We start from the raw sequence: 20916 nt of genomic DNA on the forward strand, positions 1-20916 counted from the left end.
TGACCGAACAAGCGTCCTGTTCCCACTACAAAAGGATTATCCGGCGTAATATCCGGATGCCGCCCTTGCCGTCGGTTGACGTAAGCGGTGCGGCTTACTCCGAATTGATGAAGCCTGCCGACGACTGATCGACTACTGAAAACCTCTTTCGCTCCGCAGAATGCGAGATGAAATTCATCACGGCGAGCGACCGGCGCTTACCGAGCTTCGACAGGCGAACTCCATGGTTATGTTACGGATTCTGCAGGATCAGCCGCGCCCACTTAAGACACTCTTCGCCACGACCATGTTGACCGCTCTTTGGTGGTCGCCTGCGTCTGCGGATGCACCACGGATCTGGCCGAATACGAGCATCCGCTTGAACATCGTCCAATGGATGCCGATGAAGGGGCTCTATGAAAGATGGGATGCCCTCAGCGGAGAGTTTATCGTGGCGCAGGACGGAACATTGTCGCTGCCAGTGATCGGCCGGCTTCCGGTCGGGAGCTTGGACGAAGCCGATCTCGCCGCCAGGATTGCCGAGGAGCTCAAGAACAAGATAGGGCTTGTACGCGCACCCGAGGCAACGGTGGCCATCGTCAAATATCCGCCGATTTACGTCGTAGGGGACGTGAAGCTGCCGGGCACCTACGAGTTCCGTCCGGGGTTGACGGCATTGCAGGCGCTGGCTGTGGGAGGTGGTGAGAATAACCCGGACAGTAGCGGCCCAGCCCTGCCCGACAGGGTGGAACTGGTCGCAAGCCTGCGGGGACTGGAAAACTCCATTATGCGCACCCGCATCAAGATCGCACGTTTCCACGCTGAACTGTCGGATGCGAAGGAACCGAAGTTCGATCTGCCGGTCGGAATGGAAAGCCAGGAGGCTCGCGCGGTCTATGAACAGGAGAAGGCTGTCATGACAGCGCGCTCCAATCTCCTGCAGAGACAAGCGAATTCCTTCATGGAGCTGCGCGATCTCCTTCGCGTGGAACTCGAAACGCTCGACAAGAAGGCCGACAGTGCCGATGCCGACATCAAATCCGTCGCGAAGGAGTTGAACCTTTTCAAAACGATGGTGGACAAGGGCATCGCACTTCCCGCCAGACAGGGCGACCTCGAGCGGATGCTTCGAAGCTACTCGGCCGCGCGCCTCGACGTGTCCGCGGATGCGATGCGGGCAAAGCAGAACATCTCCGAAGCCTCGCGCAACCTCGAAGGGCTGTACGATCGACAACGCACCGAGGTGAACATCGAATTGCAGACGGAACAGGCGAACCTGGACCAGATGCTTCTCAAACGCGAGGTCGCTCAGAAGCAGATGCTGAAAATCCTGTCGAAACAGGACAGAACGTTGGATACGGGCGATCCCACGATGCTCGTCTTTTCGATCGATCGCCTGGTCGACGGCCGGGCACAGGAAATAGCAGCCAGCAGCGATACCGTCCTGCAGCCCGGCGACGTACTTCGCGTTACCCGTCGCGCAAAGGCCACGACGCCGGAAACGCTTGCGCAGAACTCAAAGACGGATGCGGTCGTCGGAACCAGCCAATGAGTGATCCCTGCGACGCCTCATCCAGCGAGCAGAGCACGCACGAGGAAATCCTGAAATCCACCCTTCTGGTCGGCGCGTCGTCCATCGTTGGTGTCGCCTTTTCGATCATCCGCAACAAGGCGGTCGCGCTGATGCTCGGGCCGGAGGGCATCGGCCTGATGGGGCTCTACAGCGCGCTTGCCGACATGGCCCAGAACCTCGCGGGCATGGGCGTGCAATCGAGCGGCGTGCGACAGATCGCCGAAGCTGCCGGTACGAACGACGACGAGACGATCGCGCGCACGGCTTTGGTGTTGTCGCGCACGGCGCTTGTGCTCGGAGCGGTCGGCGCACTGCTGCTCACCCTGCTGGCTGTTCCGCTCTCCGGTCTGACATTCGGCGACCATCAGCAGGCGGGCGGAGTTGCCCTGCTGTCGCTTGCCGTTGCCCTGCGCATCGTGTCCGGAGGACAAATGGCACTGCTCCAGGGGCTGCGCCGGATTTCGGACATTGCAATCGTCAACGTCGCCGCAGCCTTCGCCGGCACGGTGATTACCATTCCCCTGATCTATTTTTTCGGCCTGCGCGGCATCGTTCCGTCCCTGATTGCCGTAGCCATCGTGACCGGACTGGCGTCATGGCATTTTCGCAGACGGGTCCAGCTGCCTTCGATCGGGATGCCGCCGCCGCTGTTCGGGCAGGAGAGCAGGCGCCTCCTGAAACTCGGGCTGGTGTTCATGGCAAGCGGGCTGCTGACATTTGGTGCAGCCTATGCAAATCGCCTGATCGTCCTGCACGCCGAGGGGATCGCGTCAGCCGGTTTCTACCAGGCGGCCTGGGCTATCGGGGGCCTCTATGCCGGCATCGTGTTGCAGGCCATGGGCACCGATTTCTATCCGCGCCTGACGGCCGTGAGTGGGAGCAATGCCGAATGCAACCGCCTGGTAAACGAGCAGGTGCAGATGAGCCTGCTTCTTGCAGGCCCCGGCGTCGTCGCAACGCTGACCTTCGCCCCCTTCGTGCTGCATATCCTCTATTCCCATGCCTTCGATGGGGCGACGGACCTGCTTCGCTGGATTTGCCTCGGCATGATGCTGCGCATCGTCGCTTGGCCGATGGGCTATATCGTGATCGCGAAGGAAGCGCAGGCGACGTTCTTCTGGACCGAGGTCGCGGCGACGGTGGTCCATGTCGGCCTGGCCTTCGTCCTCGTCCCGTATTTCGGCGCCGCTGGTGCGGGAATAGCCTTCCTCGGCCTCTATGTCTGGCACGGCGTCCTGATCTACGCCATCGTCCGGCGGATGAGCGGATTTCGCTGGTCGAGCGAGAATGCGGGAATCGCCCCCGTCTTCATCCTTGCTTGCGCTCTGGTCTTTCTGGCGACACAGGCGCTGTCGCTTTGGCAATCGACTGCCACGGGCTCAGCCGTGCTTCTGCTAACCGGCCTGTATTCCCTGCGCAAACTGGTACGGCTGGTTCCGCATTCCTCATTGCCCTCACCGCTGAAAATCTTGATCGCGCGGTTCGCGTGACGGCACAGGCAGTTTACCGGGCAAAAGGGCTTACAGGGCGGTTTCCAGAGCGCGTTCCGTGCGCGTGGAAACCCTCGTGAGCGCATCGACGACGCGATGCACGTCCTCTTCGCAAAGCTGCGCGAAGAGCGGCAGGATGATGGAGTTTTCCTGGGCTGCCGAGCTGCGCTCCAGGCCGCCGGCCACGCGATGCGTGCCGCCTCCGGCATAGCTTTGTTCAGCCACGATGTTCATGACGCCGCGCCGCGTCGAGATGCCGTCGTCGAGCAGCGCCTGCATGATCGCGCGCTGATCGCCCCCGTCAGGGATGCGCACGCAATAGCTCTGCCAGTTTGTGCGCGCCCATGCGGGCTCACGGGGTGCCGTGAATGCCGGCGCGCTCCGCGCGATCAACTCGCCGTAGAGATCGGCGAGTTTTCGCCGGCGCGCGACGAGGCCCGGCAGCCGACGCAATTGCACCCGGCCGAGTGCCGCTTGCAGATCGGTCATCCGGTAATTGTAGCCGAGTTCGGGATAGGTCTCGTAGATGACGGACTTCGATCCATGGCGCACGGTATCGGCAACGCTCATGCTGTGCTGGCGCCAGAGCTGGAATTTGCGGTCGTACTCCGCATTGGCGGTGGTCAGCATGCCGCCATCACCGGTGGTGATAACCTTGCGGGGGTGGAAGGAGAAACAGGCTATGTCGCCATAGGGCCGCCCGATCTTTTCCCATCGGCCCAGCCGCAAAATCTCGCTTCCCGATGCACAGGCCGCATCCTCGATGACCGGGATCGAGCGCGGACCGGCAATCGCCATCACCGCCGCAAGATCGCACGGCATGCCCAGTTGATGCACGACCAGCACGGCTTTCGTGCGCGGCGTCACCGCCGCCTCAATGCGCGAGGGATCGATGTTGAAACCATCCGCTTCGATGTCGACGAAGACGGGAGTCGCATCGCAATAGCGGATGGCGTTGGCCGTGGCGATGAAGGAATGGCTGACAGTGATCACTTCGTCGCCGCGCCCTACGCCGACCACCTTGAGCGCGAGATGCAGCGCCGTCGTGCAGTTGGAAACCGCAGTGGCGAAGGGCGCGCCGACATAGGCGGCGAACTCGCTTTCGAAAGCCGCCACTTCCGGGCCTTGCGTTATCCAGCCCGACAGGATGACCCGTCGGACGGCGTCCGCCTCCTCTTCATCGAGTTCGGGTTTGGCGACGGGAATCTGGGAGAGGGAGCCGCTCACGCCGCCTGCCCTCCCTGTACTCTCTCCTGGCGCCACCAGGAAACGAGATCGCGAAGGCCCGACTCCATGTCCACCGCGGCCGAAAAACCGATGAGATCGCGCGCCTTGTCGGTCGATGCAAGACGGCGGGCAACGGCGTTGACCTTGCGGGCCGGCCCATATTCCGGCTTCAGCGTCGATCCCATGACCGCCAGGAGCATTTCCGCCAGTTCATTCAGGCTGGTTTCCGTGCCACTCGCGACATTGAAGACTTCGTCCGTCACGGAAGACTTGGCGGCCAGGATGTTGGCGCGGGCGATATCGTGGACGTGAACAAAATCCATCGTCTGCAACCCGTCGCCGAGGATGAGCGGCGGGAGGCCGGACTCGATGCGTTCCATCCACCGGATAAGCACCTCTGTATAGACGCCGTGCACATCCATGCGCGGACCGTAGACGTTGAAATAGCGCAGCGCGACGTAATTCAGGTCGTACATGTCCGCGAAGCTGCGAAGTAGCCCTTCGTTGAAGGCCTTGGCGGCGCCGTAGATGGTGCGGTTGTTGTAGGGATGGTGGTCTTCGGTCGTCGGAAAGCTTTCCGCCTGTCCCAGCACCGAGGCGGAAGACGCGGCCACGACCTTCGCAACGCCGAACTTCACCGCTGCTTCAAGGACGTCGAACGTCCCGCCCGCGAGAACGTCGAAGGCGAGCCGCGGCTCCTCGGCGCACTGGGTGATGCGGATCGCCGCCTGGTGAAAGACAACGTCGATCCCCTTGAATGTCCGCTCCAGCAAGGCACGGTCGCGGATATCGCCTTCGATGATCGTGACCGGCACGGAGCTTGCGGCCTGCATGAGGTTTTCGCGCCGCCCGCGCACGAAATTGTCGATAATTACGATCTCGCGCGGCCGTTCCGCGGCAAGTTGGTCGGCGATATGCGAGCCGATGAGGCCGGCGCCGCCAGTGATCAGTATCCTCTTGTCCTTCATGTCACACCTCGACGTTTTTTGCCCGAACCGGTGGGTCCTCCCGCCATCGCAGGAACTGTGCCGGCACGCCTGCGACGATCGAATAGGGCTCAACATCGGAGACCACGACCGCGCCGGCGCCGACGATGGCGCCTCTGCCGACAGTCACGCCCGGCAGGATGGTGGCGTTCGTGCCGATGTCGGCCTCCGCCTCGATCCGGACCGGCCTGATCTCCAGATCGGTCCGGATGATCGGCACATCGACCGGCATGCCGCTATGGGTCGATCCGAGTATCTTTGCGCCAGGACCCCAGCCGACGTCGTTGCCGATGACCACGTCGCGCGCATCGATGAAGGCCTGCGGGCCGATCCAGACATTGTTGCCGATCCGGCAGGTTCCGTCGTAGCGGCCCTGGATGTTCGCCTGCGCCCCGATGAACACGCCGTCGCCGATCTCGAATGTTTCCGGATGTTTGAAGACCGCGTTCGCCCCAACCTGGAGCCCGGCCCCACACCGACGCGACAGGGCCTGCACAATGGCCCGGCGCATCAGGGCGTCCACGAAACCGTCGCCGTTCGAAAATCGCCCGTAGAGCTCGATCAGGCCCGCCTGCCCATATGTGCTTTTCAGGTCTTCGGCGAGGCCTTGCTGGTAGGCGGGATCGACGGGCTTGCCGCGCAGGCCGTGCACCGCCTTGACGATCCGCGGGGTATGGCGAGCCTCAAGCGACATAGGCTTCCCTTTCCACGGCGCGGACGACCTGCTCCACCTGGTGGCCGGTCATTTCCGGGTAGATCGGCAGGGACAACACCTCCTGTGCGGCGGCTTCGGACACAGGAAAATCGCCCGGCGCATAACCTAGGTCTGCATGCGCCGGCTGAAGGTGGACGGGAATAGGATAGTGCAGGCCGGTCTGGACGCCTTCGGCGAGCAAGGCCCGCTGTAATCCGTCGCGGTCCCCGGTGCGGATCGCGTAGATATGATAGACGTGGCGGCGCTGCGCATCGGCATAGGGCAGCCGGATATGACGCATGCCGCCGAGCAGCGCGGTGTAACGCGCAGCATGGGCGCGCCGTGCTTCGGTCCACGCTTCCAGATGGCGTAGCTTGACGCGCAGGATCGCGCCCTGAATGCCGTCCATACGGTAATTGTAGCCCTTCAGGACATGGTGATAGCGCTGTTCCTGTCCCCAATCGCGCAGCATGCGCAGGGTTTTCGCGTGCCGGTCGTCATCAGTGACGGCAATGCCGCCCTCGCCGCAGGCACCGAGATTCTTGCCCGGATAGAAGCTGAAGCATCCCGCCACGCCAAAGCTGCCGGCCCTGCGGCCCCTGAATTCGGCGCCGTGCGCCTGGCAGGCATCTTCCACGACCGGCAGGCCATGGCGTGCCGCAACCGCCTGGATGGCATCCATGTTCGCCATCTGGCCATAGATGTGTACGGGCACGATCGCCTTCGTGCGCGGCGTGATGGCGGCCTCCAGCCTTTCGGGATCCATCGTCAGGGTGGACTGCTCGACATCGACGAAGACCGGCCTTGCGCCGGTATAGCAGATCGCCGACACGGTCGCGACGAAGGTGAACGGCACGGTGACGACCTCGTCCCCGGGGCCGCATCCGAGGGAGAGCAGGGTCAGATGAAGGGCGCTCGTTCCCGAATTGACGGCGATCGCATGCCTGACGCCGCAATACTCCGCGAATTCGTGCTCGAACTGCTCCACTTCGTCGCCGAGCACATATTGCGCCGATGCCAGCACCTTGAGCACGGCGGCATCGATCTCGGGCTTCAGGGATGCATATTGGGCTTTCAGGTCGAGGAGCGGGATCATGCGATCAGCCTCGCCTTCTCCAGTTCTGTGACGCGGCCGCGCTGGGCGAGCGACTGGGTGGCTGCTTCGAGGATCCTCACCACGCGCAGGCCTGCATTGCCGTCGGCAATGGGCCTCGCGCCCGTTTCGACACAGTGGAGGAATTCCCTGAGTTCCCGGCCGAGCGCCTCGGAAATGTCCAGCTGGGGGGCATGCATGTCGCCGGTACGGTAGCCGACCAGCATCTGGTAGACCTTCTCGCCGTTCTTTTGCGGGTTGCCGTTCAGCGTTATCCCCTTGTCGTAGACCTTCACCTTTTCGCTGGGTTCGAGGTCATCGTAGACGATCATCTTGTTGCTGCCGCCGATCAGCGTCCTGCGCACCTTCACGGGCGCCAGCCAATTCACATGGACATGCGCGATCAGCTTGCTCTCGTAGAACAGCGTCAGGTAGGCAATGTTTTCGGGCTCGCCCGGCACATGGCTCATGCCGGTCGCCGACACGGCCACCGGTTTTTCGTCGAGCACGTAATCCATGATCGAGAGGTCATGTACGGCAAGATCCCAGACGACGCTGACATCGTGCTGGAAGAGGCCGAGGTTCACGCGCACGGAGTCGTAATAGTAGATTTCGCCGAGATCCCGTTCCGCAATCTCCCGCATCTTCCGCACCGCCCCCGTATGGACGAAGGTGTGGTCGACGGCGAGTACCAAGCCACGCCGGGCGGCCTCCTCCACCATGCGCCGGGCCTCCTCCGTGGTCGCCGCCATCGGCTTTTCCACGAAGACGTGCTTGCCGGCCATCAGGGCCATCATGGCGAGCCGGAAATGCGTGGAGACCGGCGTTGCGATCGCGATCGCATCGATCCGCGGGTCCTGCAGCATCTCGTCGAAATCGGCGGTGATATCGACGGTCGGATAGCGGGCCTTCACCGGCGCGAGCCGGTCGGTCATCAGGTCGCAGACCGAAACAAGCCTCGCATCCGTAATATCCGCCAGGTTCCGCACCAGGTTCGGTCCCCAGTAGCCATATCCGACAACCCCTACCCCGATCACGATACCGCCTCCATGATTGCGTCGTTCGAACGGGCGTCCTTGACCCGGCCGATGATCCGGGCCGGGACGCCGGCCACGATGGCGAAATCGGGAACATCCTTGACCACGACAGCGCCGGCGCCGATCTGCGCGCCCTCACCGATGGTCACGCCCGGAAGGATCGTGGCATTACTGCCGATCGAGACCCGGCGCCTCACGCGGGTCGGCAGCAACGACCAGTCGCTATCGCACTGGAGGCTGCCGTCGACATTGACCGCGCGGGGATACATGTCGTTCGTGAACATGACCCCATGCCCGACGAAGACACCGTCCTCTATCGTCACGCCTTCGCAAATGAAACTATGGCTGGAAATCTTGCAGTTCCGGCCGATATGCGCGTTCCTCTGGATCTCCACGAATGTGCCGATCCGGGAACCGGCTCCGATGGTGCAGCCGTAGAGGTTGACCAGATCGGGATGGTGGATCACCACCCCTTCTTCCCTGACAACGTCGAGTGAAATCATTCGAATACTCCGTAGCGGATTCCTGTTCAAAAACAGGCGTCGGGGCATGCTCCAAACTACTTAGAGGACATTTCCTTTTGCCGTTTGAGTAAAGGGAACAATAGGATTTACGCGCTACACCTTAGGGTGTACGCCGAGGCCGCCGATTGAGCCTTCATGATGCCCGCAGCGTAGGGATCACGCCCGCCATTTTGCCCACCCCGCCGAAAGGTGCGATTGCACGGTGTTATCCTTCCCCGCAGTTTGAGCGCTGAAAACACGCGGCATCAAACCGGGAAAGCGGAAATTGCGCATCCTCGTCTATCCCCATGATCTCGCCGTCGGCGGAAGCCAGATCAACGCGATCGACCTGGCCGCCGGCGCGCAGGCCGCGGGCCATGAGGTGGTCGTCTATGGCGTTCCGGGGCCTCTGACCGACTATATCGCCGAGCGGGGCCTGCGCTTCCTGCCGGCAAGTGCAACGAAGTACCGGCCCGCGCCCTCGCGCATCATCGAACTCGCGCGGATTGCGCGACGGGAGCGGATCGACCTGATCCACACCTATGAATGGCCCCCCTGTCTCGACGCCTACTACGGTGCGTTCCTGATTTTCGGCGTCCCCGTTCTCTGTACCGTGCTGAGCATGTCCGTCAGCGCACAGGTACCGCCCTCCGTGCCGCTGATCATGGGCACCGAGGATCTTGGCCGACAGGCGCGCGCGCGGCAGGCCGGCCCCGTCTGGGTGATCGAGCCGCCGATCGACGTCGATCGCGACAACCCATCGCTGGATGGGCAGCCGTTTCGAACCGCGCACGGGATTGCGGATGAGGATTTTCTGATCGTCAGCGTATCTCGCCACGCCCTCGACCTGAAGCTGGATTCGCTTGTCCGGGCCATCGATGCGGTGGACATGATCGGCGGGCGGCACAGGGTGGTTCTGGCGCTGGTCGGCGACGGCCCCGCCCGCGCGGCGCTGGAGGAGCGGGCCGAGGCCGTCAATCACCGTCTCGGACGACGCGCGATCATTCTTTGCGGCCAGCTGCTCGATCCGAGAGGCGCCTATGCCGCCGCCGACCTGGTCGTGGCGATGGGCAGTTCCGCCTTGCGCACACTTGCCATCGGCCGGCCATTGATCGTGCAGGGGGAAAGGGCATTTTCAGAAGTCTTCGAGCCCCCGACGCTGACCATGTTCCTCAACCAGGGTTTCTACGGGCTCGCGGACGACGCGCCCGGCGCCGACCGGCTTGCAGCCCAGATCGAGCGGCTGGTGCTGGACGCTGATCTTCGGCGGCACCTTGCCGAATATGGTCGCGAGGTCGTCGTCGAACGCTTCAGCCTTGAAAGGGCACTGGCGCTTCAACTCGAGATCTACCGCGAGGTCGTCGCCACGCGTTTGGAAAAACATGTAGGTGAGGCGGTTATGTCCGGCCTGCGCGCCCTGGCGGTGGAGATCGATAACCACAATCCCCTGGCAAAGCGCAGAAAGAGGCGTGAGGCCCTGAGCTTACTCTCGGCCGCCAGATCGGGCCAATGGCCGCCCGCTCTCGAAACCGGCGGATGAGGCTCGCATCCCGATGCTGCGGGCCGGGCGCCGCTTCATCGGTTCGTCCGGTTTTTCTTCACCCTTCGCGTCCAACAGCCAAACTCCCGCGCCGAGGGAGAAGATGAACAGCACATAGGTGGCGTTCCAGAAATGGACGGTCCAGCCGACGAGAAAGAAGCCCGTCAGGGAGGCGAGGAAGCCCAACCGATAAGAGGCCAGTTTCGCATCATCGATCTTCCGTGTCGCAACAGCCGCAAAGACTGCCAGGAACGTGACGAGCATCGCCGCGGCCGCCGGAATGCCATAGATTATGGCTTGATAGAGCCAGAACATGTCGATGCTGGGCGGCATCCAATCCGGCCTGTCCCAGCCGATCATGGTCGTTCCGAAAAGAGGATGGTTCATCACGGAGCCGGTCCCGAAATTCCATATCAGCACACGGTAATAGGCATTTTCGGGACTGAACGAAAAATGGGTGATGAAGAACTCGAAGACGCTCTGATTGGACATCGTCGCGACGAATACATAGCCCGTGCAGAGGCTTGCCCAAAACAACTTCCACCGCGCGTTGATGCGCACCAGAACCCTGTCCCACGCAATCACGACGATCTGGGCAAAAAGCCCGCTCTGCGGACCCGACGACATCGACAGGAATGTCGTCGTCGCGATCACCGCCGCCTTCGCATAGCGTTCCGAGGCCGTCTTCGCATAACCGAGAACGCAATAAACCGGACCGAGCATGGCACCGCAAATTACCCCGAAAAGGATGGGATGCTCCACGACGCTTTGCACGCGGCGCAAGCCCCATCGCGTGTCATGCAGGTTCGGGTGCGTCGTGAACACGGTGCGTATCAGATCGAGCAGGATGTTCTTGCCGGTCAGCGCTTCGAAGAACGCAAAGGGCATCAGCAACAGAATGACGCGAAACAGCAGGAGCGTCACGCGATAGTAATCATCGGCAGACCGAATGTAGCACCGCGCGAGAAGGTAAGGCCCCATCGTCTCGATGAACTGGATGCCACCCGACTGCAGCCCCTGGCTGAGACCATGAACGGCGCACAAGCTTATGAAGCACCAGACGCAGTACAAAAGAAGCGTGAAGTCGGCAAACCGCACCCGCCCCGCCCCGCCCGATGCCCATTTGTACAGGCACGGCAGGATCGTCGCGAGCAGCACTAGGCGAAAGGGGCTCAGGGCCAGACTGCCGACATTGAAGACGAGGGGCAGGAAAAGCGACACGACGAACAGCGTGACCGACAGGGATCGCGTCCCACGCGCCGGATGGTCCTCGGCGATCGCGCCTGACGTCCGGATCCGCGCACCAGCATTCCGTCCGGCCGGTCGGCTCGGGCGGGGAGCTCGCGCTTTCACGGGCGCCTGAGGCTCACCGTCGTTGGAAAGGATAGCGCGCATTGCCGGCAGCTGCCTCATGGTACGGGATGACGCGACGTTCTCGACACCCTATCCCCGCGCGTGGTGATAGATAACTTATCAATCGGATCAGTCGGCGCCGTCCGGATACACCCAACGGATTAGGTGCACGTCATCTCCGCGCGCTGTTGCCCTCCACCACCGGCCGGCTGTCATAGAAAGCAAAATCGCCCCACCGCCCGCCACCGATCTGGTTGCCGATGATGCGGATCGAGGCGTCGTCGACGGCGCCACCGCCCTTGCGGCCATCGAGATATATCGTGTAGCCGCCGCCGACGAGACGGTTGTTCTCGATGGAGATGTTCGACAGCCCGCTGAACTCGTTGTTCATCATCACCGCCGAGGTCTGGTCATGTTCGTTCACGATGAGGTTGTGAACGATCTGGATGTCGTGGCCGCCATTGATCTCGATACCGTCATAGTGGCCATCGGCGCTGGTGCGGAAATCGTGGATGTAGTTGTCGCGGATCGTCGACGGCGCGATGACGTTGATGCCATTGTCGACGCCGTGGATGTCGTTTCGCAGAAAGGTCCCGAAACCGTAGACACCGTTGACCGCCATGCCGGCGCCGTTGATTTCGCTGTCCTCCAGCGTGAAACCGGTCGCGCCTTCCATCACGCGCAACGCATGCCACGGGGCTTCGGAGATCAGCCTGACGTTCCTCATCGTCACGTTGCCGGCTTCGATGACGACGTTGCCATGGATCTCCAAGTCGCGGACCGTCGCATTATCGACCGTCGCATAGTAGGTGCCGTGGAATTTGGTGAGCTTCGACGGATCGGACAATCCGGTTCTTTCCAGGGTCCAGCGGTCTGTGCGCGACGGCGCGCTCGCTGTTGCCGTCAGGCAGAGCAGGACGAGGCCGAAGACCGTCAGTGCCCGGACATATCTCATTTCATCGTTCGGAATGCGGTTGAGGCGAAGCGAGGCTGGTGTTGACGAGCACACGACCGAACCGTCGGACGAGCGAGCGAACGACCGAGGCAACATTGGCCGGGCGGTCCCTCAGGCCGGCGAGCAGGAATCGCATTGCAGAACGTTTCTTGCCGGAATTATAGAGGCCGATCGCGATTCCAATACGCAGTCGGGAACGATCCAGCCGCCGTGAGGCGAGGACCCGGCGGTTCTTGCGTAGTATCCTGAATTCGCCCATCAATTGCCGCCGTCGATTGGTTGATATGCTGTCGGCCGAAATGAAGCCCAGGACAACCGGCTCTATATCTTCGAAAACCGTCGTGTGCTGGACCAGCCGAACCGCGAATTCCCAGTCCTCGTTTGCCCTCAGGCATTCATCGAACCAGTGGAGATCCGGCATGCAATCGCGCCGGAACAGGGCATTCTGTACGCTTATCCGGTTTTCGGTCAGAAGGTGGCCGAGCTGGTCCTCGTCGAGCCGCAGCCTCCCTTCGGGGGGAGGCGCATGCGCGACCTTGCCGACCCCGTAACGGAAATCCGGATCACGGCCGTAGACGATCTTGCCGCCGATGACGACGCGCACGCTGTCGGCAAGTGTGTCGAAGAACGCGACCTGCCTTTCGAGCTTTCCGGGGAGCCAGAGGTCGTCGCTGTCCTGGAAAGCGATAAGCCGCCCCCGGGCGGCCGCAAGCCCCGTATTGCGTGCGGCACCAGCACCGCCATTCTTTTCGCGCCTGATGTACCGCACCCGCGCGTCGGCAAAGCCGTTGACCACGGTCGCAACATCGTCGCTCGAGGCATCGTCGACGACGATGAGTTCCAAGTCCCCGTAGGACTGGGCGAGCACGCTCGCCATGGCCGCGACGAGGGGCCTGGTTCTGTTATAGGTCGGTAGGATGACCGAAATGTCGGGGTTCATCGAAGCCTCCGCGAGGCGTGCCACCTGTTGCCTCTCATCTACGCAGATCGTCCCGAAGGAGGAAAGACCGGTAAAACGGGGTATGCCGCCATCCTTTGGTATAGGTCCGGTATGTTCGCGGGCAGGCAGCGTCCCGTATCCGCCGCATGCCCACCGCCAAACACCGCCCAAAGGAGACATTGCCGCGATATCCGGGGGCCGGATAATCCCCTGGCGGCAAGGGGATCGCGGCAGGTTTGTGGAGCATTTGGATTGGCCAAGGTCTTGTTGATCGCACCGACCTGCAATGGCGAGGATGTCGGCGAGGCATGGGTGGCGTTCCAATGGGCGCGCCGGCTCGCTGATCGGCACGATGTCACCTTGCTGACCTATCACAAGCGCGGCGCCCGCCCCGCCACAGAGCAGCTTCCAGCCATGCGGGTGATCGAGTGGCGCGAGCCACCCCTGCTCGGCCGGGCCGAGCGCCTCAATAGCCTCATGAAGCCCGCATATCTGCCGTTCTATCTGCGTGCACGCCGTTGGATCGGGCAGGCGCTGGCGAGCGGCGAGCGGTTCGACCTGGTGCACCAGCCCGTGCCCGTCGCGATGCGGTATCCCTCCCCTGCGACCGGCTTCACCCTGCCTTTGTTGATCGGCCCCGTGGGCGGAAGCCTTCCATCTCCTGAAGGTTTCACGACGGACGATACGTCGAGCCCGTGGTTCACCCGATTGCGGGCGCTGGATCGCCATCGCCTGAACTGGGACCCGTGGCTGCGAGCGTCTTTCAGGAATGCAGATTGCGTGCTTGGCATCGCCGACTATGTGAAGGAAATCCTCGCGGGCGTTCCCTTGAAGAATTTTCAGGTGATGAGCGAGACCGGTCTCGACAGCCTTCCGGAAAGGGTCGACAGGTCCAGCCGACAGGGGCCGGTCAGGCTGCTGTTCGTCGGACGCCTCGTGCGGACCAAGGGCGTGCGCGACCTGATCGGCGCCCTGTCGCTCATCCGCGACCTACCGGTCGAGCTCGACGTCGTCGGCGAAGGCCCGGAGCGTGCGCCGTGCGAAGCGCTGGTCACCTCTCTCGGCCTGGAGCAGCGCGTCCACCTGCATGGGTGGCAATCGAAGGACAAGGTTGGCGCGTTCTATCGCGCGGCCGATATCTTCACGTTTCCAAGCTATCGGGAGCCGGGCGGCAATGTAGCGCTGGAGGCGATGGGATATTCGCTACCCCTGATCGTCGTCGATCGCGGCGGGCCGGGCAGCGCGACGTCCGATCTGTGTGCAATGAAGCTCTCCGTGTCGACACCCGAAAAGCTGGCGCGTGATCTCGCTGCGGCCATCGCAACGCTTGCTACGGATGCGGGCTTACGCAACCGCATGGGGCGGGCCGCCTATGACCATGTCGGCAAAACCGCCCTCTGGTCGTCGAAACTCGACAGAGTGGACACGATCTATGCGGACCTGACAGGTCAGCGCTGAAGAGCCGCCCGATATTCGATGTAGGGACGAAGTGCTGCGGACAATGCGGCACGATGGCCAGGTCCCAACCCGAAGCGCATCACCTCTCCCGTGATGATGCCAAGGCGAAACAGGAACGTCGCTGCCGCGCCATGATGCCTTCCGTAATAGTGGATGCGATTTGACGTCATCAGCGCGGAAAGGCCAGTATTGGCGTGATATTCGCCGCCGATGTGAACGGCACGGGCGGCGGGCTCGTAAACGACCTTCAGGCCGCAGCGGCGAACCCTCTCCATGTAATCGACCTCCTCGCTGTAGAGGAAGAACGTTTCATCCCACGCCCCGACCGCCTTTCGCGTGTCGGCCGATATTGCGAGCGCCGCGCCGCTAGCCCAGTCGATCGTGCCGCCTGCGCGGTACAGTCTCTCGTCCTTGACGATCTCCCCGAGCCCCAACCGACCCGCAAAGCTGGTTCCCAGCAACGAATCCGACCATGCCGTGATCAGGGACGGTTCTTTGCGCAGTGAATGCGAGAGGCTTTCGTCCTCATGGAGCAACTGCGGCACCGCCAGCCCGACCGCAGGGTCCTGCAGCCGGCTGACGAGGGTGAGAGCACAGTCCGGCTGGAGGCGGATATCCGGGTTGAGGATGAGGAGATGCCTTTCATCGTCGATAGAGGCGGCGGCGGCGTTGATCGCCGCCGCATAGCCCGCATTCCGGCCCGTCTGGATGATGCGCACGCCCACGGGATGGGACGCAGCGATGTTGACCGAGGCGTCCCTGGAGTTGTTGTCGACGACGACGATTTCCGTGTCGGCAAGTCCTGCCAACCCCAAAGGCAGGGAATCGAGCAGCCCTCCGATCACCTCCGCGCTGTTGTAGGTGACCACCACGATAGCAAGGCGCGCCTTGTCGTGCAGCCTCGCCAGTGTGTTGTCATTCATGGCTTTCGACGATGTGTCCATTGCGCTGCGCCCGCTCGTTTCACCGAGCCCAGAATTGTCTGAATAACACCGCTCCGAAAGACTGCCGAGAGACGTAAGGCGCACGCGATCCCGTCGGGCATCTAATCGAATTGCATTACGCCGCCGCCTCCCCGTCCTAAGCCCTTAGGATAGTCCGTCGCGCGTTTCCTGCCTTCCAACGGTCTCTCGTCAACCATTGAGAGCGGTAGATTAAACGCCCGGACTTCGTAGCCTACGTGACGAACAAACGGAGTGCCGTATCGCGTTGAAATGCGCCGATGCGTCCGTCGATCACGAACCCGGCAAACCGGTGCCCCACCGGTGGTGGAAGTCTTCATGTCGATCGAAATCGCCAAATCGCACCTGCAGATCCGGGCAGCCTTCGAAGGCGCCGGCTCCTCCCGGTCGGCTGTGCCCTCACAGGACCGGTTGGCCCTGCTCGGGGCGGTTTCCCCGCCATCGCGTTCCCTGGTCGACAGGTTGTTCCTGGTTGCCGGGCGCGGCCTGCCGCGGATGTATGACGGTGCCTTTTTTGCGCATACGCTGCGGGCAGTGGAGACGAAAGACGGCTGGACGGAACGGATCGAGGGCGTCAGCCTTCGGTATACCGCCATGACGGCCCTCGGTCTGGCACATACCGACACGGCGGTACAGATGCATGCTCTGGAGGGCGGCACGCTTGCCGAACTCCTGCAGCGGGCGGCCATGCGCGCGGAACAGTCCCCAGACATCGGCGCAATCGCCTTGACGGCCTGGGCGATCGCCGAAGTGACGGGCGTCTTTACCGCCCCGCTCTACACCGCGCTCTCCCGGCACCTGGCATCAGGCGCGCCGATCTCCACCGTGGAATGCGCCTGGTGCCTGAGCGCCGCACTGGCGGCACGCGGTCTTGCCGATACCACCGGCCTGATTGAGGCCGCAAGAGCCGGCCTCTTCTCGGCACGCTCGGGTTCTCCGCTGTTCGGGCATAAGATACCCGCTTCCGCAAGCGGCCTGCTACGCGCTCACATCGGCTGCTTTGCCGACCAGGTCTATCCGATCCAGGCGCTCTCCCGCCTGCATGCCAGCCTCGGCGATATCGACGCGCTGACGGCCGCGGAGGTCTGTGCCGAACGCATCTGCGCTCTGCAGGGCAATGGCGGCCAATGGTGGTGGCACTACGACGTGCGCCACGGAACGGTTGCTGAAGGTTATCCTGTCTACAGCGTCCACCAGCATGCCATGGCGCCCATGGCGCTTCTGGAATTGCGGGAAGCGGGCGGGCGGGACTTTTTCAGTTGCATCACCAATGGGCTGCGCTGGCTCGACGACCATCCGGAAGTACCGGACGCGCTGATCGTGCCCGACAAAGGCGTCGTCTGGCGCAAGGTTGCCCGGCGCGAGCCGAATAAGCTCGTTCGCAAGGCAGCGGCGGCGGGAACTGCGCTCTGGTCCGGTTTCCGGTTGCCCGCCGTCGACGTCCTGTTCCCGCCCCACCGCATCGACCGCGAATGCAGGCCGTATGAATTCGGCCTGATGCTCTACGCGTGGCTCAGCGGCGGAACGGTCGCAAAGCTCGGAAATAAAAGGGAAGCGAATTCCACGCGCCCTTGATTGAGGGGAGGTTCGGATGACAAGCGAGCGCCAGCTGCTGTTCGGGATGTATATGGATCCCTTACGCATGGACGAGGCCATCGAGCGGTGCAGGACGGCTATCGGAACACGCCAGCGAATGCTCGTTGGCGTGCTGAATGCGGCCAAGATCGTCAATCTCCGACGCAATTCCATGCTGAGGAATTCCCTGATCGAATGCGACATGATCGTCGCCGATGGCCAGGCCGTCGTCTGGGCGAGCAAACTGCTCGGGCGGCCGCTTCCTGAACGCATCGCCGGTATCGATCTGTTCGTGCGGCTGCTTGCGCTTGCGGATGCCGAAGGCCGTTCCGTCGCCCTCCTCGGTGCCAGGCCGGATGTCCTCGCGGCCATGGAGACGGCGATCCGCACGCGCTATCCCAATCTCAAGATCGCTTATAGCCATCACGGTTATTTCAAGTCGGAGGAAGCGGAAGGCATCGCATCGGGCATCCGCGACTGTGGCGCGGACATGCTGTTCCTCGGCATGGTCTCCCCAAAGAAGGAGATTTTCCTCGCGACATACGGACCGTCGCTCGGCGTTCCTGTCCTGCACGGTGTCGGAGGCTCCTTCGACATCCTTGCAGGGCTGACCCGGCGCGCACCGCCGCTGTGGCAGAAATTCGGGATGGAATGGGCCTACCGCGTCCTGCAGGAGCCGCGCCGCCTGTGGTGGCGCTACCTGTCCACCAACAGCAGCTTTCTTCACCTGCTCGCACGGGAAATGGTCAACCCCACCCGACCGTTCGAACACGAGGACGGGCAGATCGTGGTGAAGTTCGATCGGCGGGAAACGATGTCCGGGAGCGTCGTGCATGACTGAAATCTTCAAAGGCAAGCTGGCAATCCTCGGCCTGGGGTACATTGGCCTTCCAACGGCCGTTGCGATCGCGACCAGGGGCATCGACGTCACCGGCGTGGACATCAATCCTGCTATCGTCGCCGCGATCTGCCGGGGCGAAGTACCGTTCGTCGAGCCTGACCTGGCCGTCGGCGTAAGCGGCGCCGTGGCGATGGGACGGCTGGTCGCCACGAGCGAGGTGCCGGAAGCGGACGCCTTCATCATCGCGGTGCCGACACCATTCAATGACGACCACACCGCGGACCTGTCCTATGTCAAGGCGGCCGCTGAGCAGATCGCGCCCCGCCTGAAACCGGGCAACATCGTGGTTCTCGAATCGACATCCCCGCCTGGAACAACAGAAATGGTCAGTTCCTGGATCGCAGCCGTACGGCCCGATCTCAAGATGCCGCGGGATGGGGAGAACGGCGCGGACATCTATGTGGCGCATTGCCCCGAACGCGTCCTGCCCGGCCGGATCATGATCGAGATCATAACCAACGACCGCGTCGTTGGCGGCTTGACGCCGCGATGCGCCGAGAAAGCCGCGTCGATCTATCGTCTTTTCGCCCAGGGCGAAATCCTGCTCACCGACGCGGCAAGCGCGGAATTGGCCAAGTTGACCGAGAACGCCTATCGCGACGTCAACATCGCCTTTGCCAACGAGCTTTCGCTGATCAGCGAGGCTCTGCATATCGACGTGTGGGAGGTCATCCGGCTCGCCAACCGGCATCCGCGCGTCAACATCCTGAGCCCCGGACCGGGCGTGGGCGGGCATTGCATTCCGGTCGATCCATGGTTCATCGTCTCCGCCGCGCCCGACCTTGCCAGACTGATCAGGACGGCGCGCGAGGTCAACGACCGACGGCCGCACCATGTCGCCGAACAGGTGGTGATGAAGGCGAAGCGCTTCCTCGCCCCGACGATCGCTTGCCTCGGCCTGACGTTCAAGGCCAACGTGGACGACGTGCGCGAAAGCCCGGCGATCGACGTCGTCGGCCTGATTGCCCGCGCGCTACCGGATGTGGAGGTGCTGGCGGTCGATCCCTATGTGGAGACGATGCCGAGGCAGCTTGCCGAATACGGGAACATCCGGCTCGAGCAAGCCTATGAAGCCGTCGAGCGCGCCGACATCGTCGTGCTGCTCGTCGAGCACGACCCCTTCCGCGCGATCCGCCATACGAGACTGGGCGGCAAGATCGTCTACGACACACGTGGTGTCTGGCGGTAGCCTTGCGATGAGGCGCTGCAAGCCTCGCATACGGCCTCAAACGCAACCGTCCCGCAAGGGACGGCAGCACTCTCAAAGTCAACAATGAGCGAAAATCAGGCGTTGGCCTTCCCGCCTTCGGAAGCGATACCGGTGGGCAGAGGGGAAGTCCTTGCGCACCCGCCCGGTTTGCCCGCTTTCATCCGGCCAGTGCGTTGTCGACAGCGCTGCCGTTGCGGACAAGCACACCCGGATGATCGATCTTCGAAACGGATTTGCCGTTCAGGACGATCGGCAACGGCGCCGCCGGCGCCAGGCCGGTGAATTCGGTTGGGCGGTCAGCAAAGCCAAAGAAGTGCTCGATCGCCTGCGTTGACCGCTGAGCGGCCAGCCCGTCGCCATAGGGGTTCACGGCGCGGGCCATGCGGCGATAGGCATCGCCACCGCGGAGCAGCTCCGTGACGGCGTCCACGACGGCATCCTCGTCGGTGCCGATCAGCCGCGCCGTGCCCGCGGTCACCGCTTCGGGCCGCTCGGTGGTCTCGCGCAGCACCAGTACGGGCTTGCCGAATGTCGGCGCCTCCTCCTGCACGCCGCCGCTGTCGGTCAGGACCAACATGCAGTCCCGCATCGCGCCCACGAAATCCCGGTAGTCGAGAGGCCGGGTTATCTTCACGTTTTCAAGCCCGGCAAGCGGCGGCAGCAGCACCTCCCTCACGGCCGGGTTGAGATGGGCGGGAAGAAGGAAATTCATCTGCGGAAAGGCCTTTGCCAGCCGGGCGATGGCCCGCGCCGTTCGCGCCATCGGCTCGCCCCAGGATTCCCGGCGGTGGGCGGTGATCAGGATCGTCGGCCTGTCGAAAACGCCGTCGAGTTCCGGATTGTCCGACACGCTGTTTCGCCCGGATACATGCAACAGGGCATCGATTACGGTGTTGCCGGTGACGACGATGTCACTTTCGGCGATACCATCCCTCAAGAGATTGGCCCTGGCGGTCGACGTCGGCGCCAGATGCAGCATGGCAAGCTGACTCGTCAGCCGGCGATTAAGCTCCTCCGGAAACGGGTTGTCGCGATTGCCGGTTCGCAGGCCGGCCTCCAGATGGACGAGCGGGACCTTGCGATAGAAGGCCGCGAGCCCCGCGGCAAAACAGGTGGTGGTGTCGCCCTGCACCACGAGGGCATCCGGGTTCTCGCTCTCGATCACCGCTGAGACACCAGCCAGAACGCGAGACGTGATGCTCTCGAGTGTCTGCGACTGCGTGATGATGTTGAGGTCGAAATCCGGTTCAATCCCGAACAGATGGTTGACCTGATCGAGCATTTCCCGATGTTGACCCGTCACCGCGACCACCGGCCGGCAGTACCGCGACTGTCTCAACGCATCGATCAGCGGGGCCATTTTCACCGCTTCGGGGCGGGTACCATACACAACCAATATCTTGAGCACGCGCATTTCCCCGTCATCGATGTTGATCACAA

General features: G+C 62.8%; 18 protein-coding genes. 7 read left to right on the forward strand and 11 right to left on the reverse strand.

The features are described 5' to 3' along the window. The first annotated feature begins 286 nt into the window (after positions 1-286). On the forward strand, positions 287-1531 hold the full coding sequence (locus AC1RT2_RS03375) for a polysaccharide biosynthesis/export family protein (protein WP_493099477.1): 1245 nt from the start codon (positions 287-289) through the stop codon (positions 1529-1531). Beyond that, on the forward strand, positions 1528-3042 hold the full coding sequence (locus AC1RT2_RS03380) for an O-antigen translocase (RefSeq protein ID WP_493099479.1): 1515 nt from the start codon (positions 1528-1530) through the stop codon (positions 3040-3042). Before AC1RT2_RS03375 ends, AC1RT2_RS03380 begins: the two co-directional genes overlap by 4 nt. 30 nt (positions 3043-3072) lie before the next feature. Here the strand turns inward: AC1RT2_RS03380 and AC1RT2_RS03385 are convergent, their stop codons facing one another. From AC1RT2_RS03385 to AC1RT2_RS03410, 6 genes are read right to left on the reverse strand one after another with little or no spacing between them, the layout of a single operon-like run. Then, positions 3073-4269, reverse strand: coding sequence for a DegT/DnrJ/EryC1/StrS family aminotransferase (locus AC1RT2_RS03385; protein WP_493099481.1), 1197 nt, complete (start codon positions 4267-4269; stop codon positions 3073-3075). Then, complete coding sequence (locus AC1RT2_RS03390; RefSeq protein ID WP_493099483.1) at positions 4266-5237, reverse strand: NAD-dependent epimerase/dehydratase family protein; 972 nt, start codon at positions 5235-5237, stop codon at positions 4266-4268. The genes AC1RT2_RS03385 and AC1RT2_RS03390 overlap by 4 nt, the downstream gene beginning before the upstream one ends. Position 5238: 1 nt before the next feature. Then, a complete protein-coding gene (locus AC1RT2_RS03395) occupies positions 5239-5949 on the reverse strand; it encodes an acyltransferase (RefSeq protein WP_493099485.1) in 711 nt (236 codons plus the stop codon). Beyond that, positions 5939-7045, reverse strand: a complete 1107-nt coding sequence (locus AC1RT2_RS03400) for a DegT/DnrJ/EryC1/StrS family aminotransferase (RefSeq protein WP_493099487.1) — start codon at positions 7043-7045, stop codon at positions 5939-5941. Before AC1RT2_RS03400 ends, AC1RT2_RS03395 begins: the two co-directional genes overlap by 11 nt. Then, positions 7042-8079: a Gfo/Idh/MocA family protein gene (locus tag AC1RT2_RS03405; RefSeq protein ID WP_493099489.1), complete on the reverse strand. Its 1038-nt coding sequence runs from the start codon at positions 8077-8079 to the stop codon at positions 7042-7044. The genes AC1RT2_RS03400 and AC1RT2_RS03405 overlap by 4 nt, the downstream gene beginning before the upstream one ends. Further along, positions 8076-8582: an acyltransferase gene (locus AC1RT2_RS03410; RefSeq protein ID WP_493099491.1), complete on the reverse strand. Its 507-nt coding sequence runs from the start codon at positions 8580-8582 to the stop codon at positions 8076-8078. The genes AC1RT2_RS03405 and AC1RT2_RS03410 overlap by 4 nt, the downstream gene beginning before the upstream one ends. A gap of 286 nt (positions 8583-8868) precedes the next feature. Between AC1RT2_RS03410 and AC1RT2_RS03415 the strand changes: the two genes are divergently transcribed. Next, entirely contained in the window at positions 8869-10122 is a 1254-nt protein-coding gene (locus AC1RT2_RS03415) for a glycosyltransferase family 4 protein (RefSeq protein WP_493099493.1), read from the forward strand. On the opposite strand, the gene AC1RT2_RS03420 is transcribed toward AC1RT2_RS03415, so the two are convergent. The 3 genes from AC1RT2_RS03420 to AC1RT2_RS03430 form a co-directional block, all read right to left on the reverse strand. After that, positions 10066-11517 (reverse strand): O-antigen ligase family protein, encoded by a 1452-nt coding sequence (locus tag AC1RT2_RS03420; protein ID WP_493099495.1) that lies wholly within the window; start codon positions 11515-11517, stop codon positions 10066-10068. The genes AC1RT2_RS03415 and AC1RT2_RS03420 overlap by 57 nt on opposite strands. Before the next feature lie 130 nt (positions 11518-11647). After that, the gene (locus AC1RT2_RS03425; protein WP_493099497.1) at positions 11648-12430 is read right to left on the reverse strand and encodes a right-handed parallel beta-helix repeat-containing protein; all 783 of its coding nucleotides are present in this window, start codon (positions 12428-12430) and stop codon (positions 11648-11650) included. Position 12431: 1 nt separating this feature from the next. Beyond that, positions 12432-13370: a glycosyltransferase family 2 protein gene (locus tag AC1RT2_RS03430; protein WP_493099499.1), complete on the reverse strand. Its 939-nt coding sequence runs from the start codon at positions 13368-13370 to the stop codon at positions 12432-12434. 252 nt (positions 13371-13622) lie between these two features. Here AC1RT2_RS03430 and AC1RT2_RS03435 point away from each other — a divergent pair, with 252 nt between their 5' ends. Continuing rightward, complete coding sequence (locus tag AC1RT2_RS03435; RefSeq protein WP_493099501.1) at positions 13623-14828, forward strand: glycosyltransferase family 4 protein; 1206 nt, start codon at positions 13623-13625, stop codon at positions 14826-14828. Here the strand turns inward: AC1RT2_RS03435 and AC1RT2_RS03440 are convergent. After that, on the reverse strand, positions 14819-15751 hold the full coding sequence (locus tag AC1RT2_RS03440) for a glycosyltransferase (RefSeq protein ID WP_493099503.1): 933 nt from the start codon (positions 15749-15751) through the stop codon (positions 14819-14821). The two genes, AC1RT2_RS03435 and AC1RT2_RS03440, sit on opposite strands and share 10 nt — an antisense overlap. A 357-nt stretch (positions 15752-16108) precedes the next feature. Between AC1RT2_RS03440 and AC1RT2_RS03445 the strand changes: the two genes are divergently transcribed. The 3 genes from AC1RT2_RS03445 to wecC are packed head-to-tail and all read left to right on the forward strand — an operon-like array spanning position 16109 to position 19455. After that, positions 16109-17365, forward strand: a complete 1257-nt coding sequence (locus AC1RT2_RS03445; RefSeq protein WP_493099505.1) for a hypothetical protein — start codon at positions 16109-16111, stop codon at positions 17363-17365. Between the two features lie 16 nt (positions 17366-17381). Continuing rightward, positions 17382-18206 (forward strand): WecB/TagA/CpsF family glycosyltransferase, encoded by an 825-nt coding sequence (locus AC1RT2_RS03450; RefSeq protein WP_493099507.1) that lies wholly within the window; start codon positions 17382-17384, stop codon positions 18204-18206. Beyond that, positions 18199-19455 carry a UDP-N-acetyl-D-mannosamine dehydrogenase gene (wecC, locus tag AC1RT2_RS03455; RefSeq protein WP_493099509.1) on the forward strand — a complete coding sequence of 419 codons (1257 nt, stop codon included), beginning with the start codon at positions 18199-18201 and terminating at the stop codon, positions 19453-19455. The genes AC1RT2_RS03450 and wecC overlap by 8 nt, the downstream gene beginning before the upstream one ends. Positions 19456-19633: 178 nt before the next feature. On the opposite strand, the gene wecB is transcribed toward wecC, so the two are convergent. After that, on the reverse strand, positions 19634-20914 hold the full coding sequence (wecB, locus tag AC1RT2_RS03460; RefSeq protein ID WP_493099511.1) for a non-hydrolyzing UDP-N-acetylglucosamine 2-epimerase: 1281 nt from the start codon (positions 20912-20914) through the stop codon (positions 19634-19636). Between the last annotated feature and the right edge of the window lie 2 nt (positions 20915-20916).

It is taken from the genome of Shinella sp. GW821-FHT11G07 (assembly GCF_058808115.1).

Excerpts from the sequence above, each read along its gene's own strand:
- AC1RT2_RS03375 (WP_493099477.1), top strand. The coding sequence starts at position 287 with ATGTTGACCGCTCTTTGGTGGTCGCCTGCGTCTGCGGATGCACCACGG.
- AC1RT2_RS03380 (WP_493099479.1), top strand. The coding sequence starts at position 1,528 with ATGAGTGATCCCTGCGACGCCTCATCCAGCGAGCAGAGCACGCACGAG.
- AC1RT2_RS03390 (WP_493099483.1), bottom strand. The coding sequence starts at position 5,237 with ATGAAGGACAAGAGGATACTGATCACTGGCGGCGCCGGCCTCATCGGC.
- AC1RT2_RS03395 (WP_493099485.1), bottom strand. The coding sequence starts at position 5,949 with ATGTCGCTTGAGGCTCGCCATACCCCGCGGATCGTCAAGGCGGTGCAC.
- AC1RT2_RS03400 (WP_493099487.1), bottom strand. The coding sequence starts at position 7,045 with ATGATCCCGCTCCTCGACCTGAAAGCCCAATATGCATCCCTGAAGCCC.
- AC1RT2_RS03410 (WP_493099491.1), bottom strand. The coding sequence starts at position 8,582 with ATGATTTCACTCGACGTTGTCAGGGAAGAAGGGGTGGTGATCCACCAT.
- AC1RT2_RS03420 (WP_493099495.1), bottom strand. The coding sequence starts at position 11,517 with ATGCGCGCTATCCTTTCCAACGACGGTGAGCCTCAGGCGCCCGTGAAA.
- AC1RT2_RS03425 (WP_493099497.1), bottom strand. The coding sequence starts at position 12,430 with ATGAGATATGTCCGGGCACTGACGGTCTTCGGCCTCGTCCTGCTCTGC.
- AC1RT2_RS03430 (WP_493099499.1), bottom strand. The coding sequence starts at position 13,370 with ATGAACCCCGACATTTCGGTCATCCTACCGACCTATAACAGAACCAGG.
- AC1RT2_RS03440 (WP_493099503.1), bottom strand. The coding sequence starts at position 15,751 with ATGAATGACAACACACTGGCGAGGCTGCACGACAAGGCGCGCCTTGCT.
- AC1RT2_RS03445 (WP_493099505.1), top strand. The coding sequence starts at position 16,109 with ATGTCGATCGAAATCGCCAAATCGCACCTGCAGATCCGGGCAGCCTTC.
- AC1RT2_RS03450 (WP_493099507.1), top strand. The coding sequence starts at position 17,382 with ATGACAAGCGAGCGCCAGCTGCTGTTCGGGATGTATATGGATCCCTTA.
- wecC (WP_493099509.1), top strand. The coding sequence starts at position 18,199 with ATGACTGAAATCTTCAAAGGCAAGCTGGCAATCCTCGGCCTGGGGTAC.